Origin of the sequence: Streptomyces sp. NPDC059828, from assembly GCF_042731955.1 — a bacterium.
Lineage (GTDB): Bacteria > Actinomycetota > Actinomycetes > Streptomycetales > Streptomycetaceae > Streptomyces.
The window spans coordinates 1-17,220 of record NZ_JBHWIW010000018.1 but is presented as its reverse complement, the minus strand read 5'-3'; the positions used below and the strand labels follow the sequence as shown (position 1 = coordinate 17,220).

13 protein-coding genes and 1 pseudogene are annotated in these 17,220 nt (G+C 70.9%); 4 read left to right on the top strand and 10 right to left on the bottom strand.

The genetic code is table 11. The features are described from left to right. Positions 1 to 124: 124 nt before the first annotated feature. The 5 genes from ACFV6V_RS13560 to ACFV6V_RS13540 all read right to left on the bottom strand — a co-directional run bounded on the left by ACFV6V_RS13560 (position 125) and on the right by ACFV6V_RS13540 (position 5,738). Positions 125 to 406 carry an acyl carrier protein gene (locus tag ACFV6V_RS13560; RefSeq protein ID WP_385563544.1) on the bottom strand — a complete coding sequence of 94 codons (282 nt, stop codon included), beginning with the start codon at positions 404 to 406 and terminating at the stop codon, positions 125 to 127. 103 nt (positions 407 to 509) lie between these two features. Continuing rightward, on the bottom strand, positions 510 to 1,724 hold the full coding sequence (locus tag ACFV6V_RS13555; protein ID WP_385563541.1) for a ketosynthase chain-length factor: 1,215 nt from the start codon (positions 1,722 to 1,724) through the stop codon (positions 510 to 512). Further along, complete coding sequence (locus ACFV6V_RS13550; protein ID WP_361279688.1) at positions 1,721 to 2,986, bottom strand: beta-ketoacyl-[acyl-carrier-protein] synthase family protein; 1,266 nt, start codon at positions 2,984 to 2,986, stop codon at positions 1,721 to 1,723. Before ACFV6V_RS13550 ends, ACFV6V_RS13555 begins: the two co-directional genes overlap by 4 nt. Positions 2,987 to 3,262: 276 nt before the next feature. Continuing rightward, positions 3,263 to 4,852, bottom strand: a complete 1,590-nt coding sequence (locus ACFV6V_RS13545) for an acyl-CoA carboxylase subunit beta (RefSeq protein WP_385563538.1) — start codon at positions 4,850 to 4,852, stop codon at positions 3,263 to 3,265. Between the two features lie 91 nt (positions 4,853 to 4,943). Further along, positions 4,944 to 5,738 carry a BTAD domain-containing putative transcriptional regulator gene (locus tag ACFV6V_RS13540; protein WP_385563535.1) on the bottom strand — a complete coding sequence of 265 codons (795 nt, stop codon included), beginning with the start codon at positions 5,736 to 5,738 and terminating at the stop codon, positions 4,944 to 4,946. Between the two features lie 245 nt (positions 5,739 to 5,983). Here ACFV6V_RS13540 and ACFV6V_RS13535 point away from each other — a divergent pair, with 245 nt between their 5' ends. The 4 genes from ACFV6V_RS13535 to ACFV6V_RS13520 all read left to right on the top strand — a co-directional run bounded on the left by ACFV6V_RS13535 (position 5,984) and on the right by ACFV6V_RS13520 (position 10,942). Next, complete coding sequence (locus ACFV6V_RS13535; RefSeq protein ID WP_385563532.1) at positions 5,984 to 6,286, top strand: hypothetical protein; 303 nt, start codon at positions 5,984 to 5,986, stop codon at positions 6,284 to 6,286. Continuing rightward, complete coding sequence (locus ACFV6V_RS13530) at positions 6,283 to 8,550, top strand: TOMM precursor leader peptide-binding protein (RefSeq protein ID WP_385563529.1); 2,268 nt, start codon at positions 6,283 to 6,285, stop codon at positions 8,548 to 8,550. Before ACFV6V_RS13535 ends, ACFV6V_RS13530 begins: the two co-directional genes overlap by 4 nt. Positions 8,551 to 8,802: 252 nt before the next feature. Next, complete coding sequence (locus ACFV6V_RS13525) at positions 8,803 to 9,936, top strand: sensor histidine kinase (RefSeq protein WP_385563526.1); 1,134 nt, start codon at positions 8,803 to 8,805, stop codon at positions 9,934 to 9,936. A gap of 391 nt (positions 9,937 to 10,327) precedes the next feature. Continuing rightward, on the top strand, positions 10,328 to 10,942 hold the full coding sequence (locus ACFV6V_RS13520) for a response regulator transcription factor (protein WP_361279697.1): 615 nt from the start codon (positions 10,328 to 10,330) through the stop codon (positions 10,940 to 10,942). A gap of 147 nt (positions 10,943 to 11,089) precedes the next feature. Here the strand turns inward: ACFV6V_RS13520 and ACFV6V_RS13515 are convergent. From ACFV6V_RS13515 to ACFV6V_RS13495, 5 genes and pseudogenes are all read right to left on the bottom strand, one after another. Further along, positions 11,090 to 11,422, bottom strand: a pseudogene (locus tag ACFV6V_RS13515) (4'-phosphopantetheinyl transferase family protein); the annotation flags it as partial. Positions 11,423 to 11,790: 368 nt separating this feature from the next. Continuing rightward, positions 11,791 to 13,020 carry an acyltransferase domain-containing protein gene (locus tag ACFV6V_RS13510; protein ID WP_385563524.1) on the bottom strand — a complete coding sequence of 410 codons (1,230 nt, stop codon included), beginning with the start codon at positions 13,018 to 13,020 and terminating at the stop codon, positions 11,791 to 11,793. A gap of 73 nt (positions 13,021 to 13,093) precedes the next feature. Continuing rightward, positions 13,094 to 14,824, bottom strand: a complete 1,731-nt coding sequence (locus tag ACFV6V_RS13505) for an acyl-CoA dehydrogenase family protein (protein WP_385563521.1) — start codon at positions 14,822 to 14,824, stop codon at positions 13,094 to 13,096. Next, positions 14,821 to 16,545: a fatty acyl-AMP ligase gene (locus ACFV6V_RS13500; RefSeq protein ID WP_385563519.1), complete on the bottom strand. Its 1,725-nt coding sequence runs from the start codon at positions 16,543 to 16,545 to the stop codon at positions 14,821 to 14,823. Before ACFV6V_RS13500 ends, ACFV6V_RS13505 begins: the two co-directional genes overlap by 4 nt. Beyond that, positions 16,542 to 16,763, bottom strand: coding sequence for an acyl-CoA carboxylase subunit epsilon (locus ACFV6V_RS13495; protein WP_385563517.1), 222 nt, complete (start codon positions 16,761 to 16,763; stop codon positions 16,542 to 16,544). The genes ACFV6V_RS13500 and ACFV6V_RS13495 overlap by 4 nt, the downstream gene beginning before the upstream one ends. Positions 16,764 to 17,220: the final 457 nt, after the last annotated feature.

The window sequence follows — 17,220 nt, the reverse complement described above, 5'->3', positions numbered from 1 at the left end:
CCTGGCGTGCGCGATGCGGGTGGTACGTGGGGGTGCGGCCGTCCCGCCCCACGGGGGATTCAGGCAGGACGGCCGCGTCGGGGGTGGCTCGGCGGGGGGAGAACCGAACCGCAAAGAGTGCAGATCAGGCAGTGGTCTGGTCTGCGTTGATGAGGGCGAGCATGGCCCTCGGGGTCTCCGCGTCGACCACGGCGTCGTCCGGGATCTCGATGCCGTACTCGCGCTGGATCTGGCCGATCACCTGGAGCAGGGCGAGGGAGTCGTAACCGAGGTCCATGAAGGGGGTGTCGATGACATCGCCGTCCAGGTCGACGCCCTCTTCCTCGCCCGCGCTCTCGCGCAGCATGCGGGTCAGGTCGGCCAGGGTGACAGTGGTCGTCGTCGTGGTCGTGGCGCTGGTGGTCATGATGTGACGTCCTCTCGGTCGGGCTGAGCGGGTAGGTGGGTGACGCTGTGGGGCTGGTGGGGCTGGTGGGGGGGTGGGGTGGGGATCGCAGCTCGTACCGGCTCTAGGGACGGCGCACGACCAGCGCGGCGTTGAAGCCGCCGTGGCCCCGGGCGACGACGAGCGCGGCGCGCAGGTCGGCCTCCCGCGTCTCGGTGACCAGGTCGATGCCGAGTCCAGGAGCGGGCGCCGTGACATGGACGGTCGGGGGGATGACCCCGTCGCGCAGGGCGAGCAGGGCGGTGGCCGCGTCCAGGGCGGCGCCTCCGGCGAGCAGGCGGCCGGTCATGGTCTTGGGCGCGGTGACGGGGACCGCGTTCGGTCCGAACACGGCGGCTAGGACCTCGGCCTCCGCGCGGTCGAGTTCGGGCACTCCCGACGCGTCGGCGAAGACGACGTCGATGTCGGCGGTGGTGCATCCGGCGTCGGCCAGGGCGTTCTCGATGGCCCTGCGCAGACCGGGCGGGCGGCCCGAGCCGGGAGCGGGGTCGAGGGTGGCCGCGTAACCGGCGATCTCCCCGTAGACATGGGTGGCGCCCCGGTCGCGGGCCGCCTCCGCGTCCTCGAGCAGCAGGATCGCGCCGCCCTCGCCCGGTACATAGCCGCTCGCCTCCGACGAGAACGGCAGGTACGCGCGCTCGGGGTCGTCGACCGTCGACATCAGTCCGGAGGCGATCTGCGGCACCCAGCCCCAGGGGCAGACGGCCGCGTCGACGCCGCCGGAGATCACGGCCGGGAAGCCCTTGCGGATATGCCGGCGTGCCTGCCCGATGGAGTCGATGCCACCCGCCTGTTCGGTGAGCAGCACACCGCTCGGACCGCGCAGCTTGTGCCGGATGGAGATCTGGCCGGTGTTGACGGCGTAGAACCAGGCGAAGGACTGGTACGCGCTGACGTACTCCTTGCCCTTGCTCCACAGGTTCTCCAGCTCCCGCTGGCCGAACTCGACGGCGCCTCCGGAGGCCGAGGTGACGACACCGATGCCGTACTCGGGCATCTCGGTGGTGTCGATCCCGGCGTCGGCGAGTGCCCAGTCGGCCGCGGTCAGCGCGAGCCTCGTCATATGGTCGGTCTGCGGCATCAGCCGGCTGGGGATGTGCTCCTCGGCGTTGTAGTCGGCGACCTCGCCTGCGATCCGCGAGGGATACCCGGAGGCGTCGAAGCGTGTCACCTCGCCGAGGCCGGACTGCCCGGCCACCGTGGCCTTCCAGTACTCCTCGGTGCCCAGGCCGTTGGGCGCGGTCACGCCCAGGCCGGTCACCACGGTGGTCCTGCTCATGCGACGCTCCTCTCCGGGCGGGCCAGCACCATGGCGCTCTGGAAACCGCCGAAGCCGCTGCCCACGCTGAGGACCACGTCGGTCTGCTTCTCGCGGGCGGTCAGCGGGATGTAGTCGAGGTCGAGTTCGGGGTCCGGCTCGTGCAGATTGGCGGTGGGCGGCAGCACTCCGTGCTCCATCGCCAGTGCGCAGGCGGCGATCTCCAGGGAGCCGATGGCGCCGAGTGAGTGCCCGATCATCGACTTGATGGAGCTGACGGGGGTGCGGTACGCGTGGTCCCCCAGGCTGCGCTTGAACGCACCCGTCTCGTGGCGGTCGTTCATCTTGGTGCCGGAGCCGTGGGCGTTGATGTAGTCGATGGTGTCGGGTGCGAGCCGGGCCTCGGCCAGCGCCACGTCGATGGCCTCGGACATCTCGCGCCCGTCGGGCTTGAGACCGGTCATGTGGAACGCGTTGCAACGGGAGGCGAATCCCGCGATCTCCGCGTAGATATGGGCCCCGCGCCGCTTCGCGCTCTCCAGCTCCTCCAGGACGAGGATCGCCGCGCCTTCACCGAGCACCAGTCCGCTGCGGGTCCGGTCGAAGGGCCGGCAGGCGCTCTCCGGGGTGTCGTTGCGCGGGGTGGTGGCGTGGATGGCGTCGAAGCAGGCCGAGGTGATCGGCGAGATCGGCGCCTCGGTGGCGCCCGCGATCATCACGTCGGCGGTGCCTTCGCGGATGAGCTCCACGGCGTGTCCGAGCGAGTCGAGTCCCGAGGTGCAGCCGGTGGAGACCACCGCGGCGGGTCCTTCGGCCCCGGCCGCCTGGCCCACCTCGGCCGCCATCGAGCTGGGCACGAAGTGCCGGTACAGCTCGGGTACCGCGTAGGTGTGGTCGACGTTCCACAGGCGCCCGCCGTCGCTCACGACGACGTACTCCCGCTCCAGGCTGGTGGTGCAGCCGACCGCGCTGCCCAGCGAGGTGCCGATCCGCCCGGGGTCGAGCGTGGCGATGTCGAGCCCGCTGTCGGCGATGGCCTCACGAGTGGAGACCACCGCGAACTGGGCGGCCCGGTCGAGGCGCCGGGTCTCCTGCGGGGACAGTCCCGCTGCCCCGGGGTCGAAATCGCACTCGGCGGCGACCTGGGAGCGGAACGGGGACGGGTCGTAGAAGCTGATCCTGCGGGTGGCGGTACGTCCCGCCGTGAGCAGGTCCCAGTACTCCTTGACACCGACCCCGCCCGGGGCCACGACGCCCAGGCCTGTGATGGCGACTCTGCGCATGGTCTACCTGGCCTTCGACGGGGCCGGGTGCGCCGTCGCGCACCAGCCGGCTGGAACTGTGGGGGTCACTGTCGATCCCTTCGTCCGTGACGCTTCCGTGACGCTCCTGCAATCGATGCGGCGGCCGGGGCGGTTCAGGGTCAGGTCCTCCCCACCCCGGCCGGCCGGGCACCTGTCCGGCGACTCGCTCGTGACTTGTCGCCGGGCTCGGTCCAGCCATGGAACGGGTGTGCTCTCGACCGTGGCTCGCGTGTGCGTGGACCGAGGAAAACCGCACTACGTCGGCACATTTCCGTGCTTGCGGGCGGGCACTTCGGCCTGCTTGGAGCGCAGCATGGCCAGTGAGCGAATGAGCACGCGCCGGGTGTCCCCGGGGTCGATGACGTCGTCCACGAGGCCGCGTTCGGCCGCGTAGTACGGGTGCATCAGCTCGGACTTGTACTCCTCGATGCGCCGGGCCCGTACCCCTTCGGGGTCGTCAGCGGCGGCTATCTCACGCCGGAAGATGACGTTGGCGGCGCCCTCGGCGCCCATCACGGCGATCTCGTTGGTGGGCCAGGCGAAGGACAGGTCCGCGCCGATGGAACGGGAGTCCATGACGATGTAGGCGCCGCCGTAGGCCTTGCGCAGCACCAGGGAGATCCGGGGCACGGTGGCGTTGCAGTACGCGTACAGCAGCTTGGCGCCGTGCCGGATGATGCCGCCGTGCTCCTGGTCGACACCGGGCAGGAAGCCGGGCACGTCGACGAGGGTCACGAGCGGGATGTTGAACGAGTCGCAGAAGGACACGAAGCGGGCGGCCTTCTCCGATGCGTGGATGTCGAGCACCCCGGCGAGCGAGGCGGGCTGGTTGGCGACGATGCCCACCGGGTGCCCGTCGAGCCGGGCGAGCGCGCACACCACGTTCTGCGCCCAGGTCTCGTGCACCTCGAGGAACTCGCCGTCGTCCACGACCTCTTCGATGACCTTGCGGATGTCGTACGAGCGGCCGGGCTCGGCCGGCACCAGCTCGGTGAGGGTGTCGGTGCGCCGGTCGGCCGGGTCGTCGGAGGCCACGGCGGGGGGCATCTCACGGTTGTTGGCGGGCAGCAGGGCGAGCAGGAAGCGCACGTCCTCCAGGCAGGCGGCTTCCTCGTCATGGGCGAAGTGGCAGACCCCGGAGGTGGTGGCGTGCACATCGGCGCCGCCGAGTCCGTTGTGCGTGATCTTCTCGCCGGTGACGGCCTGGACCACGTCGGGTCCGGTGATGAACATCTGCGCGGTCTCACGGACCATGAACACGAAGTCGGTGAGGGCCGGTGAATAGGCGGCGCCACCCGCGCAGGGGCCGAGCATCACACTGATCTGGGGTATGACACCGGAGGCGGCGACATTGCGGCGGAAGATGCCACCGTAACCGGCGAGGGCGGTGACGCCTTCCTGGATACGGGCCCCCGCGCCGTCGTTGAGGCTGACGAGGGGGGCGCCCGCGGCCTCGGCGAGGTCCATGACCTTGTGGACCTTCTCGGCGTGCGCCTCGCCCAGTGCCCCGGCGAACACCCGGAAGTCATGGGCGTAGGCGAACACGGTACGGCCGTGGACCAGGCCCCAGCCGGTGATCACGCCGTCCCCGTGGGGCTTGCGGTGCTCCAGGCCGAAGCCGCTGGCCCGGTGCCGGCGCAGCGGCTCGATCTCCGTGAACGTGCCCTCATCGAAGAGCAGTTCGAGGCGTTCATGGGCGGTGAGCTTGTTCTTCTCGTGCTGCCGGCGGGTGGCGGCCGGGTCGGGGCCGCGGCTCACCTCTTCCTTGAGGCGGCGCAGTTCGTCGGTGGAGCGGCGCAGGTCCGGGGCCGCCGGTGTGACCGTGAGCTCGTCAAGGATCGTCATTGGCCGAACGTAGGAACGGCTCCTCGAAGCACGGTGGAGCAGCCTGGAGAGGCCGCCGTTCCGGGGGCCGCCAGCGAGGCCCCGGTCCGGGTCAGCCGGTGGCGGGCACGTTCAGATCCAGCTCCGGGTCGGACGAGAGGATGGCCTGGTGCAGTCGCTGGAGCCTCGGCGAGGGCTCAAGACCGAGCTCGTCTATGAGGGTGCCGCGCAGCCGCTGGTACGACTCCAGGGCCCGCCAGGCGCTGCCCGACCGGTGCAGGGCGGTCATCAGCTGGGCGCAGAAATTCTCGTGCATCGGGTGCTTGGCGACCAGGACCCGCAGCTCGGGCACGATCTCGGTGTGCCTGCCGAGGCGCAGGTCGGCGTCGATACGCCGCTCCAGGGCCGCCATCCGGTCCTCCTCCAGCCCCAGCACCTCGAGCTCCAGCACACTGCCGACCCTGACGTCGACAAGGGCGGGACCGCGCCACATCTTCAGCGCGGTGCCGAGCAGTTCGGATGCGGCGTGGTGGTCGCCGGCCTCGTGCGCGTCCCGTCCGGAGGAGGCCAGCCGGCCGAACTCCTCGGCGTCCACCCTGCCCGGCTGGACCTGGAGCAGATAGCCACCGTGCTGGGTGACCAGCACGTCCTTGGCGTGCCGGTGCGGATCGCCGTCCAGCGCCGCGGCGAGCTTGCGGCGGAGCTGGAGGATGTACGTCTGGAGGGTGGTCGCCGCGCTGCGCGGGATCTCCTCGCCCCAGATCTCCTCCATCAGGGTGGGCACGGTCACCACCCGGTCCGCCTGGAGTGCCAGGAGCGCGAGGATCTGGCGCGGCTTGCCCGCGGTGGGAACCACGGAGACTCCGTGCTCGATGGCGGCGAGCGGTCCCAGAACATTGATCTCCATCGTTCGTTCCCCTTTGCCTCGATTCCCCGTCTCACGCTCCGGTGCTCGGGGCGGAGCACTGCTGAGGGTCGAGGTTCGCATCAAGGACGGTCGCGTCCCCAGTGAGCGGCTCACGAAGGTCGACATGAAAATGTCATACCGCGATGGTGAACCGGGCACTGGGCCGCCGTGAGATCCACAGCTCACAATCCTGACCCACAGGACGTCGACGAAAACTCGTACGACTGACTTGGGAGGGGAACCCCATGATCGGCTCGACCACGCTCGTACCCGGCAAGGCCCCGTCTACGCAGACCGACGATCACCGTCTGGCACTGCTCACCGCCCGGACAGGTCTGGAACCCGACCTGGCACTGCGCTACACCACCGACCCGCTGTCCGTCCTCGCCGAGTTCGGCCTGGTCGCGGCGGAACCGGTCTACCTGGCCGAGAACGCGGGGCGCCCGCTGGGCGTGCTGCTGGAGAGCTTCGACGACACGTCGGCTTCGATCACTGCCTCGCCCACCATCCAGTGCATCGCGATGTCGGACGTCCTGGGGTGCTCGTGACCGTCACGGGTCCGGCGCCCGCCGGTCTTCCGGTGGGCTTCAAGCGCCATCTGCGCGTGGAGACGGTGGCCGGGGAGGCGGTGTATCTGCTGTCGGAACGCGGCACCACGGTGCTGCGGGGACAGCAGGCCGTCGCCCTGGCGCCCCTCCTCGACGGTACGCGCACCCTCCCCGCGGTGATCGCCGAGGCGTCGTCGGCGGTGCCGCCTGCCGAGGCGGGGCGGGTGATCGCCGCCCTGGCCCGGGCCGATCTCGTGGGCTACCGGGACCCGGGTGCGGACTCCGCCGCCGAGGCGTACTGGGAACTCGCCGGTATCGGCGGTCCCGGAGTCGCGGCGACGGTCGCCGCAACGCCGGTGCAGGTGGTGCCGCTGGGGCGGACGGACGGCTCGGCGGCCAGGGCTGAGTGCCTGGCCGCGGGGCTGTCCCTGGCCGCAACCGTGGACACGGCCGCCTTCGGCCTGGTGCTGTGCGACGACTATCTCGACCCCGGGCTGGCCGAGGTGGACGCGCGGTACCGGGCGGCGGGGCGGCCCTGGCTGCTGGCCCGCCCGTGCGGACCCGAGGTGTGGGTGGGGCCGGTGTTCGGCGCGGACGGCGGACCGTGCTGGTCCTGTCTGGCACAGCGGTTGCGCGGTCATCGTTCGTCCGAAGCACCCGTCCGGCAGGCTCTGGGGCTGCCTGGCCCGGTACCGCTGCCGGAGGCCTCGCTGACGGCGGTACGCATGATGGGGCTGCACACGACGGTGCTCGAGGCACTGAAATGGGCGGCCGGGATGCGCTACGAGGGCCAGGGTGCGGTGTGCACGCTGGACACCCGCGCCCTGCGCACCCATCACCATCAGGTGGCCAAGCGCCCCCAGTGCGCCGATTGCGGGAATCCGGAGTTGGTCGCCGAACAGGTACGACGACCTGTGGCCCTGGTGTCCCGCCCCAAGGCCTCGGAGACCGGCGGCAACCACCGTGCCCTGCCTCCAGGCGAGGTGCTCGCGCGCTACCGGCATCTGGTCGACCCGGTCACCGGTGTGGTGTCGTCATTGCGGCCGTCTCCGGGTACGCCCGAGGGGCTCAACCGATGGGTGTCCGGGCGGAACCTGGCCTGGCGCGGTCATTCGGCTGCGGGCCTGCGCGCCCACAGCGGTGGCAAGGGCGCCACACCGGAGGAAGCGCAGGTGGGCGCGCTGTGCGAGGCGTTGGAACGTTACTGCGGCACGCGGCAGTTGGATGAGCCAGTGGTGCGGGACTCGTTCAGGTCACTCGGTGGGGAGGCCGTGCACCCGAACGCCGTCCAGCTCTTCGCCGACCGGCAATTCCGCGACCGTGACCGCTGGAACATGAACCACTCGGCGATGCACGCGGTGCCGCGACGCTTCGACGAGGAGGCACCGCGTGAGTGGACCCCGGTATGGTCGCTGACCGAAAGCCGGCACCGGATGCTGCCGACATCGCTGCTGTACTACGGCCCCGGGCCCGACGGTATCGTGCACGCGCCATGGGCCGATTCCAACGGCAGTGCGGCCGGAGCGAGTCTGGAGGACGCCGTCGTCCAGGGGTTCCTGGAGCTGGTGGAGCGCGACGCGGTGGCGATGTGGTGGTACAACCGGCTGCGTCGTCCGGCTGTCGACCTCGACGCCTTCGACGAGCCGTGGCTCGCCCGGGCTCGGGTGGCGTACGCGAAGACAGGCCGTTCGCTGTGGGTACTCGATCTCACCTCGGACTTCGGTATCCCCGTGATGGGTGCGGTGTCCCGCACCGACGACGGACCGGAGCAGAGGATCTCGTTCGGCTTCGGGGCGCACTTCGATCCCGGGCTGGCCCTGCGCCGGGCCGTGACCGAGATGTGCCAGCTGCTCCCGCCGCCGGAAGCCGACGCGGGTGAACCGCTGTCTCGAAGACCAGGAATGCCACGGGAGTTGCTGGATTGGTGGTGCGCGGCGACCGTCGAAAATCAGCCTTATGTGCTGCCCGATGCCGGCCAGTCCGCGAAGGTGCCCGGGGACTACGCCTACGTTCCCCGCGTGGATCTGAGGGCGGACATCGCGGCAGCGGAATCCGCGGTTCGGGCCCGGGGCATGGAACTGCTGGTACTCGACCAGACCAGGCCTGACGTGGGACTGCCCGTGGTCAAGGTCGTGGTGCCCGGTCTACGCCACTTCTGGGCGCGGTTCGCACCTGGTCGGCTCTTCGACGTACCGGCGGAGATGGGGTGGTGTGATCGAGCCACGCCGTACGAGAAGTTGAATCCGGTTCCCCTGTTCGTCTGAAACCTGGGCTGTTGTCGGTTAGGGCGGGCACCGTCACCCTTTCGTCATTAGCATGCGGTTCTGCCACAGTCCCTTGAGGAGGCTGCGATGCCGGACCGCTCCCGGAATGCTGTCCCAAATTCAATCAACGGCAGGCAACTTGGCAAAGGCATTTCGGATCGGGCGCCGGGTCCCGGCCAGGCCCGTACGGAAACCGCCGAACCCAGACGCCGGACGGATCTGCCCGCCCCCAGGCTGGCGCGGGCGATCACCGTGCTCGCCCTGCTGTGCTACGCGATCGCCACCATCCTGAACGTGGTGCGGTACGGCTACCCGACCACGCTGCGCCTCACCGTCTGCGTCACGTTGATCGTGCTCATCTTCACGGTGCAGTTCGCGGTCTCCGCCCCCGCCGCACGTTTCTGGAGCATGCGGCGCAGGGTCTGCGTGCTGTGCCTCCAGGCACTTCTGACCTATCTGCCACTGATCTGGTACGGCGTGACCTGGGGAAGCATGCACGGACCGCTTGCTGCGACGGCGCTGCTGACACTCCCGCCCCGGGTCGCCTGGTCACTGTTCATACCGGTGGTCGGCAGCATCCCGGTCTACGCGGCAATCGCGGGAGAAGGGGCGTTTCAGGTCGGTTACCTCATCATATCCGGCGTTCTGTGCAGCATCGTCATCTACGGACTCAGCCGGCTGACCGACCTGGTCCATGAAGTACACGCACAGCGCGAGGAGATGGCCAAGATGGCGGTCGTCCGGGAACGCCTCCGCGTCGCCCGGGACCTGCACGACCTGCTCGGCTACAGCCTCTCCGCCATCGCCCTGAAGGGCGAGCTGGTACACCGCCTCATCAGCATCCGTCCCGAGGACGCCCGCGAGGAGACCGCCGACCTGCTCCGGGTCGCCCGCCAGGCACTCGCCGACGTACGCCTCGTCTCCAGCGGCTACCGCGACATGTCGTTGCGCGACGAGGCGGAATCCGCGGCCGCGATCCTCTCGGCGGCCGACATCCAAGCCGAAGTGGACATCGCCTGCGGCCGACTGCATCCGGTCGTCGACACCGTACTCGCGACTGCGCTCCGTGAGGGTGTCACCAACATGCTGCGGCACAGCAAGGCACAGAGGTGCAGCATCTCCGCCACCGTCGAGGAGGACTCCGTGCTGCTCAGCCTCGTCAACGACGGAGCACAGCACCATAGGCCGTTGGCGCCGGACGGGCCGGCAAGCAGCGGCCTCGACAACCTCCGCCAGCGCTTCACGGAGATCGGCGGACGGCTCACCACCGAGCTGCGCGAAGACGGCCGCTTCCACCTCGAGGCATACGCACCCACACGGCCACGGACCATGGACGACCAGGCGCATGACTCCGGACCACGCGCCGACGAGAAGGTAGCTGCTTGAGAGAGCCGGTGCCGGTTCCCTGGCGGTGGTCGCACGTTCCGTGAGGGTGTCACCAACACGCTGCGACACAGTAAGGTACAAAGGTGCAGCATCTCCGCCACCATTGACGACGGAGCGGTCCTGCTCAGCCTCGTCAACGACGGAGCACAGCACCACAAAGCCTCGACACGCGAGCGGCCGGCGAGCAGCGCGCTGGACAACCTCCGGCAGCGCTTCACGGAGATCGGCGGACGGCTCACCGCCGAACTGCGCGAAGGCGGCTGCTTCCACCTCGAGGCCTACGCACCCACACGGCCGCGGACCGGAGACGAAGCGCCACGGGACACCGGATCGCGTGCCGGCGAGAGGACAGCCGCTTGAGAACGACGACCTGATTCGCCCGGGGGGACTGATGCTGTGCGTGAGGATTCTTCTCGCCGAGGACATGCACATGATTCGAGGCGCGCTGGTCGCACTACTGGAGCTCGAACCCGATCTGGAGGTCGTGGCGTCCGTCGACCGGGGGGACACCATCGTGAAGGCGGCGCTGGAGTCCAGACCGGATGTGGCGATCATCGACATCGACCTGCCGGGAACCGACGGGCTCACCGCGGCGGCGGAGCTGCACGAGCAGTTGCCGAGCTGCCGGACCCTGATCCTCACCAGCCTGGGCCGTCCCGGCACACTGCGCCGCGCTCTGACAGCCCATGTCACCGGGTTTCTGCTGAAGGACTCTCCTCCGGACCAACTGGCCGAGGCCGTAAGGGCAGTGGCCGGCGGGCGCCGGGTGGTGGACGCGCAGCTGGCGCTCAGTGCCTGGGACTCGCCCGAGAATCCCCTCTCGCCCAGGGAGCTGGAGGTGCTACGACTCGCCGCCCAGGGAGCCGACGCCGCCGAGATCGCCGGGTGCCTGTTCCTGTCCAAGGGCACCGTCCGCAACTACCTCACGGCGACCGTCACCAAGCTCGGTGCCCGTAACCGCATCGACGCGATCCGGATCGCCGAGGAGGCCGGCTGGATCCCCTGACGGAGATCTCCACTCCGCTCCACCGGAGCCTCCGGGGCCCGCGAGGCCCAGCAGGGTGTCGAACAGGCCCTCGTCCAGCATCGTGGCCACCGACAGGTCCGCCATGTCCCCGAAGCCCGTGTCATGGACGGCCGCGCTGACCACATAGCGCTCCCCGACGGGGAACGTGCCGAAGCTCCACTCGTCACCGGCCGCCTGGGTGCCGTCGGGCCGCACCAGCCGGGTGCCCGGCTCGTTCAGGGCGAAGCCGAACTCGGTGAAGCGGAAGCGCAGGCCCTGGCCGAGTGCCTTGCTGTAGGCCTCCTTGAGGGTCCACATCCGCACCAGGGTGTCGTTACGGGCCTCCTCACCGCCCGCGTCGAGCCGCTCCATCTCGTACGGGGTGCACGCCTGGAGCTCGGATCCCGTACGGGCGAGCCTGCGGTCGGCGCGCTCCACGTCGACGCCGATGCGCCCGCGGCGGGTGACCGCGACGACCATCATGTCCTCGGTGTGGCTGAGGCTGACGTCGATCTGGTCGCAGCCGCGCACATAGGGGCGGCCGCCTGGCTGGTAGGAGAGGTCGACCAGGTCGGGGGTGGTGTCCAGCACCGCGGCTGCCGTGTACCGCAGGAACAGCCGGGAGGCCACGAACCGGTCCCGCATCCCCTGCCGGGCCAGGTTCTCGTAGCGGCGCCAGTCACGGCCCAGGATGCGGCGCACCGAGTCGGCCTCGCCGCGTGGCAGCCAGCCGGGCATGGTGCCGTACACCAGGACGCTTCCGGTGCCGGTCAGTTCGTCCCCGACCTGGTCCCAGGGGCCCGTGGGGCCGAGTGCGGGCAGCGGCCGTCCGATACGGGCGGTCACACTCATGCTCCTGCCGGTGCGGCGGCCAGCGGCCCGGCGTCCAGGGCCGAGATCACCCCGGCCAGGTCGACGGCATCGGTGTCGGGACGCGGGCACATGGGGATGCAGGTGGGGCTGCCCATGCGGCGCAGATACGGGGTGAGCACCGGGCGCGGGCCGATCTCCACGATGTGCGTGGGGTTCTGCTGGGCCAGCATGTTGCGGGCCGCGTCGGCGAACCGGATGGGAGCGGTGAGCTGTTCGGTCCAGTACGAGGCGTACAACGGCTCGGAGGCGAGCCGGCCGTACACGGTCGAGTAGAACGGCAGCCGCGCGGCGCCACCGGGCACCCGGCGGGCCACAGCCTCGAACTTCGGCGCCATGGGCTCCATCAGCGGCGAGTTGAAGGCATGGGTCACCGGCAGGTGCCGGCATCTGATGCCCCGGGCAGCGAGCCCGTCCTCGATCCGCTCCAGCCCGGCGAGCTCGCCGGACAGCACGGTCGCCTTGGCCGCGTTGACGGCGCTGATGCCGACCCCCGGCTCGATCGCCACCAGTTCGGCGATCTCGTACGGCGAGATGGGGGCGGCCATCATTCCGCCGCCGGACGGCAGATACTGCATGAAGGCGCCACGCATCGCGATCAGCTTGGCGGCGTCGGCCGGTCCGAGCGCCCCCGCGATGGTGGCCGCCGCGTACTCCCCGATGCCGTGGCCGAGTACGGCCACCGGGACCACCCCGACCATCTCGAGCGTCCGGGCGAGCGCGTACTCGACGGCGTACAGCGCGGGCTGGGTGAAGGCCGTCTGGTGGATACGGGGGTCCTCGCTGAGGATCAGGTCGACCACCGAGAGCCCGAGGTACGGGAACAGGGCGTCGGCGACCTCGTCCAGCTGGCTGCGGTAGCTGGAGGAGTTCAGGTAGAGGGCCGAGGTCATACCCGGGTGCTGGCATCCCTGCCCGGTGAACACGAAGGCCGCCCGGACCCCGCCGCCGCTCTTGCGGACATCGCGGGACGCCATGTGACGGGCGAGCTCCCACACCGTCGGGAACGCCCAGATGTCGTCCAGCTCGATGAGGGGTCCGAACTCCTCCTCGATGTCTCCGTAGAGACTCAGCGCGGCAACCGAGTCGAGGCCGTACTCGACCAGCGGCACCGAGTCCTGCACCGGCCGGGAGAGATAGTGGCGGAGCCGCTCCAGCAGCCATTCACGGTAGACGTCGCCGTGACCGTCGTGTTCCTGCGTGGACATCGTGTGCTCCTAGGGGGACTAGGGGGAGGGGCCAGGGAGGGGAGCGGGGTTCTGGCGGCGCGTGCGCGGGGGGTCAGGCCAGCGAGGACGCGTACAGGTCGTAGCTGCGGCGGCCGTGCAGCCGGGCGAGCACCTCCGCGAGCACCCGCTGCTCCGCCGCGACCGGCCGGTCCGGCAGCGCCAGGCCGAGCCGGCGGCACAGCCGGTACAGCGCGGCCGACGGCCAGGCCGTGTCGGCGAGGAAGCGGTCCGCTTCGGGGCCCGCGGACTGCTGCTCACGCCACACCCCCAGGCAGGCCGCGGCCGCGAGCACCAGCGTGTAGCGGTCGGCCAGCCCGAGGCTGTGCGGGCTCGCCAGCGCCCTGCGGTCGCCTTGCGGGACATCGGCGAACGCCTTGCGCAGATCGTCGAGTTCGATGGCGAAGGCACGGCTGAGGAAGCGCAGCACCCCGCCGTCCCTGCCCTGCCGCGGCAGCGGGACCGACTCGAACAGATCGGTGCTCGCCACCAGGGTCGCCGCCAGCGGATCGGCGTCGCCGAGCAGCGCGGGCTGCGCCAGGTCGAGCGGTGGCAGGTCCTCGTGCAGCCGGAACAGACCGGGCGGGGGCTCGGGGTCGGCGAACCAGGCATGCTGGGCGAAGAACGGCAGTTGGGGGAGGATGCTGACCTGCCGTCCCGCGCTTCCCGCGTGGCCGAGCGAGGTGACGGGCAGGTCCCTGAGCTGCTTCTGGAACATGGCGTAGGCGCCTTCCTCGGCGAAGGTCACCTCGCCGAGCACGGCGGACATCTCGTCCATGGCTTCCGCCATGAGCTTGGGCGCCAGATACGCGGCGGCCGCGGCGTACACGCTCATCTGCTTGGGCAGCAGATGCAGTGCCCGGGTGGCGACCAGCGCGAGGCAGTCGATCAGCAGCAGATCGAGGAACGCCCCGGTCAGTACGTCCCGTACGTGCTGGACGTCGAGCGAGGAGCGTCCGTCGGACCTGGGGCGTACGGCGAAGGCCGCCACCGTGCGCAGGGCCGTGTCGGCGCCCGCGAGCACGATGGACGGGATCAGTCCCCGGATGACCAGGGACGAGCGCAGCGACAGCTCGTAGCCGTCGCCGAGCCCGCCGACCAGGGCCGACTCCGGTACGTGACACTCCTCGATACCGAGTCCCCCGAACTCGGCACTGCGCATTCCGGTGGTGACCCGCCGCCCCAGGTCGGTGACCCGGCCGGGCGGCAGGGCCTCGCGGTCCAGGAGCAGCACGGTATGGCTGCGGGCCTGCCCGGCCGGTCCGGTGCGGGCGAAGACCAGCAGACCGCGGGCGCGTGAGGCGTTGGCGATCCCGGTCTTGCTGCCGCTGAGCAGCAGCCCACCGCCCGGCACGGGCAGCGCGGTGAACTCGTCCCGTACGAAGTCGTTGCCGTGGGCCACTCCATGGCGGGCGACGGCGATCCGGTCCCCGCCGAGCAGCAGTCCGGCCGCCAGCTTGCGGTGTTCCTCACTTCCCGCGGTCCAGACCGGAGTCGCGGCGAAGAAGCAGTTCAGGCCGTAGCCGAAGCCGAGGGAGGCGTCGCGGCGGAAGACGGGGCGCAGCACCCGGCCCAGTTCGTCCATCCGCCGCAGCCTGCCGCCCTGCGCGGCGGGCACGAACTCCTCGTTCAGCCCGTAGTGGTCGAGTACGGCCTCGGCGGCGGTCGGCACCTCGCCCGCCGCGTCGGCGGCGACGAAGGCGGCCCCGCCGAGCGGGTTGGCGGGATCGTCGAGCGGGCCGAAGGACCGCTCCAGCGCGTCGGCGCGTTCCCGTACGGGCCTCATGAGCCGGCCCCGGACGCCAGCAGCCGCTCGATCTCGCGGTCGATCCGCTGGTGCAGCGGACTGAGCTCGCCGCGCAGGAACATCCGGCGCATCGCCGCGCGTTCCACCTTGCCGCTGGTGGTGCGGCGTACGGTGCCGGGGCGGACGAAGAGGAGTCCCCCGGTGCGCACTTCGTGTTCCTCCCCGATTCTCGCTTCCACAGCGGCGGCCAGCGAGGCGAGGTCGATGTCGTACTGGCTGCGGGCGCGCAGCTCCTGGACCACGACGACTCGCTCGCGGGCACCGGGGACGGCGAAGGCGGTGGCAGGGCCGAACAGACCACTGACCTGCTGGACGGTGCGCTCCAGGTCCTGCGGGTAGAGGTTCCGTCCCGCGACCACGATCATGTCCTTGATGCGGCCGGTGACATGGAGGATGCCTGCCTCCATCATCCCGAGGTCGCCCGTGCGCAGATATCCGCCGCTGCCCGCGAGGCGGGCGTCGAAGACCTCGGCGGTCTCGCTGGGGCGGCCCCAGTAGCCGGGGGCGATGCTGTCGCCGCGTACCCAGATCTCGCCGATCCGTCCGTCGGGGAGCTCCTTGCGGGCCGTGGGATCGACGATCCTGACCTCGGCCGACGCGGGCGCACCGCAAGGCGCGAACGGGTTGCGGGGGCTCGGCGCCCCGGCTCCGGGCGCCGGGGTACCGCCGCCCGAGACCATCAGGGTGGCCTCCGCGAGCCCGTAGGCCGGGGTGAGCGTGCCCGGACCCAGCCCCGCGGGGGCGAACCGCTCGGCGAAGGCTTCCAGGGTGCCGGGGTACACCGGTTCGCCGCCGTTGACGGCGTGCCGCCAGCGGGTGAGGTCGAGCGAGGCGAGCTGGGTGTCGTTGATCCTGCGCAGGCACAGCTCATAGGCGAAGTCGGGGGCGCCACTGATGGTGAGGCCGTAGCGGGACACGGTGTCGAGCCAGTGGAAGGGCTTCTTGACGAAGGCCTGCGGGGAGAGCATCACCGTGGTCGCACCCAGCCACAGCGGGTGCAGCAACTGGCCGACGAGGCCCATGTCGTGGTGCAGGGGCAGCCAGCCGCCGAACCGCGATCCGGGGTCCGTGCCCAGGGCGTGGTGGATGGCTTCCATGTTGGCGACGAGATTGCCCTGGGTGACCATCACACCGCGGGGCTCGCGGGTGGAGCCCGAGGTGTACTGGAGGTACGCGATCTCGTCCGGGCCGGGAGGGGGCAGTGCCGGTCCGGGCTGTGTCGCGGTGGCGGGTGCGGGGGCGCTCGCCGCGGCGTTCGCAGGAGTGTCCGCGAGGAGGCAGGTCACCGCGCCGAAACCGGTGCGGGCCAGTAGCTGGGACACCTCGGGGGCATGGCGGCTCTCGGTGAGCACACAGCTCACCGCCGCGTCCTTGACGATCCCCGCGATCCGCTCGTCATGGTGGCCCCTGCTGCCGGGTGGCGGTACGGGGACGGCGACGAGCCGGGCGTGGAGGCAGGCCAGGAACGAGGCTGCGAACAGCCGCCGCGACGACTGCGGGATCAGCACGCGGTCACCGGGCGACGCGTGCGCGCCCAGCCGCGCACCGAGTGCCCTCGCCTGGGCGCTGAGTTCCCCGTAGGTCACGCTCTCGGGCCTCAGCCGGCCGTCGTCCTCCGTGAGCAGGATGAGCGCATCCCGCTCCGGTGTCTCGGCCGCCACGGTCTCGAACGTGTCGATGAAGGTCCGCTGACCGGTCACCGCAGTCCCCCCTTCCGTCGGGTCTGCCGGGCGGACCAGGCCGCCGGGACCTGTCCACCGGTGCCTTTGACGCTCCAGTCGGCGTACGCGGCCGGTTCCGGCTCGTCCGCCTGCCGCGCCCTGTCGCGCAGCACCGCCAGCAGCACGGTGGTCACGGCAGCGAGTTCCGCCGCGTCCGGCAGGCCGCGCAGCACGGTGATTCCTGTCTCTTCTGCCATGGGGGAAGGGTGCGCCCGGGCGCTCGAGGGGGCCTCGCGGGCGACACGGACAGCGGCCGAGCGTCCGTTCGGGACGGAAACGCACCGGGGGACGCGCACCCCTTGGAGAGGTCTCGGAAGGGAAGGGGTGGCGTCCCCGGGTTCGGGTACCTGCTGTTCCGTGCGGTTCTGTTGCGCGCGGTTCTGTTCCGTATCCGTGCATTCTGATCCGTGCTGATCCGTGCTGGTCTGCGCTTGTGCCGGGAATCAGTCGATCACGCGCTCATAGGCCAGGTGCCGGCTCCGTTCGATGGTGACGTCCGCGAGTTCGGCGAGGTCGTCGAGCGCCGCCCGGTAGGCCCCGGACGCGGGGGGGGGCCCCCCGCCGGGGCCCCGCCCCCCCCCCCCACACCCCGGGGGCGGGCGGGGGGCCCCCCCCCCCACGGGGCGCCCCCCCCCCCCCCCCGCGGGTGTGGGG

What these genes read in the sequence shown, in the direction of transcription:
- ACFV6V_RS13510 (WP_385563524.1), bottom strand. Translation starts at nt 13,020, where the DNA reads ATGTCCACGCAGGAACACGACGGTCACGGCGACGTCTACCGTGAATGG.
- ACFV6V_RS13560 (WP_385563544.1), bottom strand. Translation starts at nt 406, where the DNA reads ATGACCACCAGCGCCACGACCACGACGACGACCACTGTCACCCTGGCC.
- ACFV6V_RS13545 (WP_385563538.1), bottom strand. Translation starts at nt 4,852, where the DNA reads ATGACGATCCTTGACGAGCTCACGGTCACACCGGCGGCCCCGGACCTG.
- ACFV6V_RS13495 (WP_385563517.1), bottom strand. Translation starts at nt 16,763, where the DNA reads ATGGCAGAAGAGACAGGAATCACCGTGCTGCGCGGCCTGCCGGACGCG.
- ACFV6V_RS13555 (WP_385563541.1), bottom strand. Translation starts at nt 1,724, where the DNA reads ATGAGCAGGACCACCGTGGTGACCGGCCTGGGCGTGACCGCGCCCAAC.
- ACFV6V_RS13520 (WP_361279697.1), top strand. Translation starts at nt 10,328, where the DNA reads ATGCTGTGCGTGAGGATTCTTCTCGCCGAGGACATGCACATGATTCGA.
- ACFV6V_RS13505 (WP_385563521.1), bottom strand. Translation starts at nt 14,824, where the DNA reads ATGAGGCCCGTACGGGAACGCGCCGACGCGCTGGAGCGGTCCTTCGGC.
- ACFV6V_RS13550 (WP_361279688.1), bottom strand. Translation starts at nt 2,986, where the DNA reads ATGCGCAGAGTCGCCATCACAGGCCTGGGCGTCGTGGCCCCGGGCGGG.
- ACFV6V_RS13540 (WP_385563535.1), bottom strand. Translation starts at nt 5,738, where the DNA reads ATGGAGATCAATGTTCTGGGACCGCTCGCCGCCATCGAGCACGGAGTC.
- ACFV6V_RS13535 (WP_385563532.1), top strand. Translation starts at nt 5,984, where the DNA reads ATGATCGGCTCGACCACGCTCGTACCCGGCAAGGCCCCGTCTACGCAG.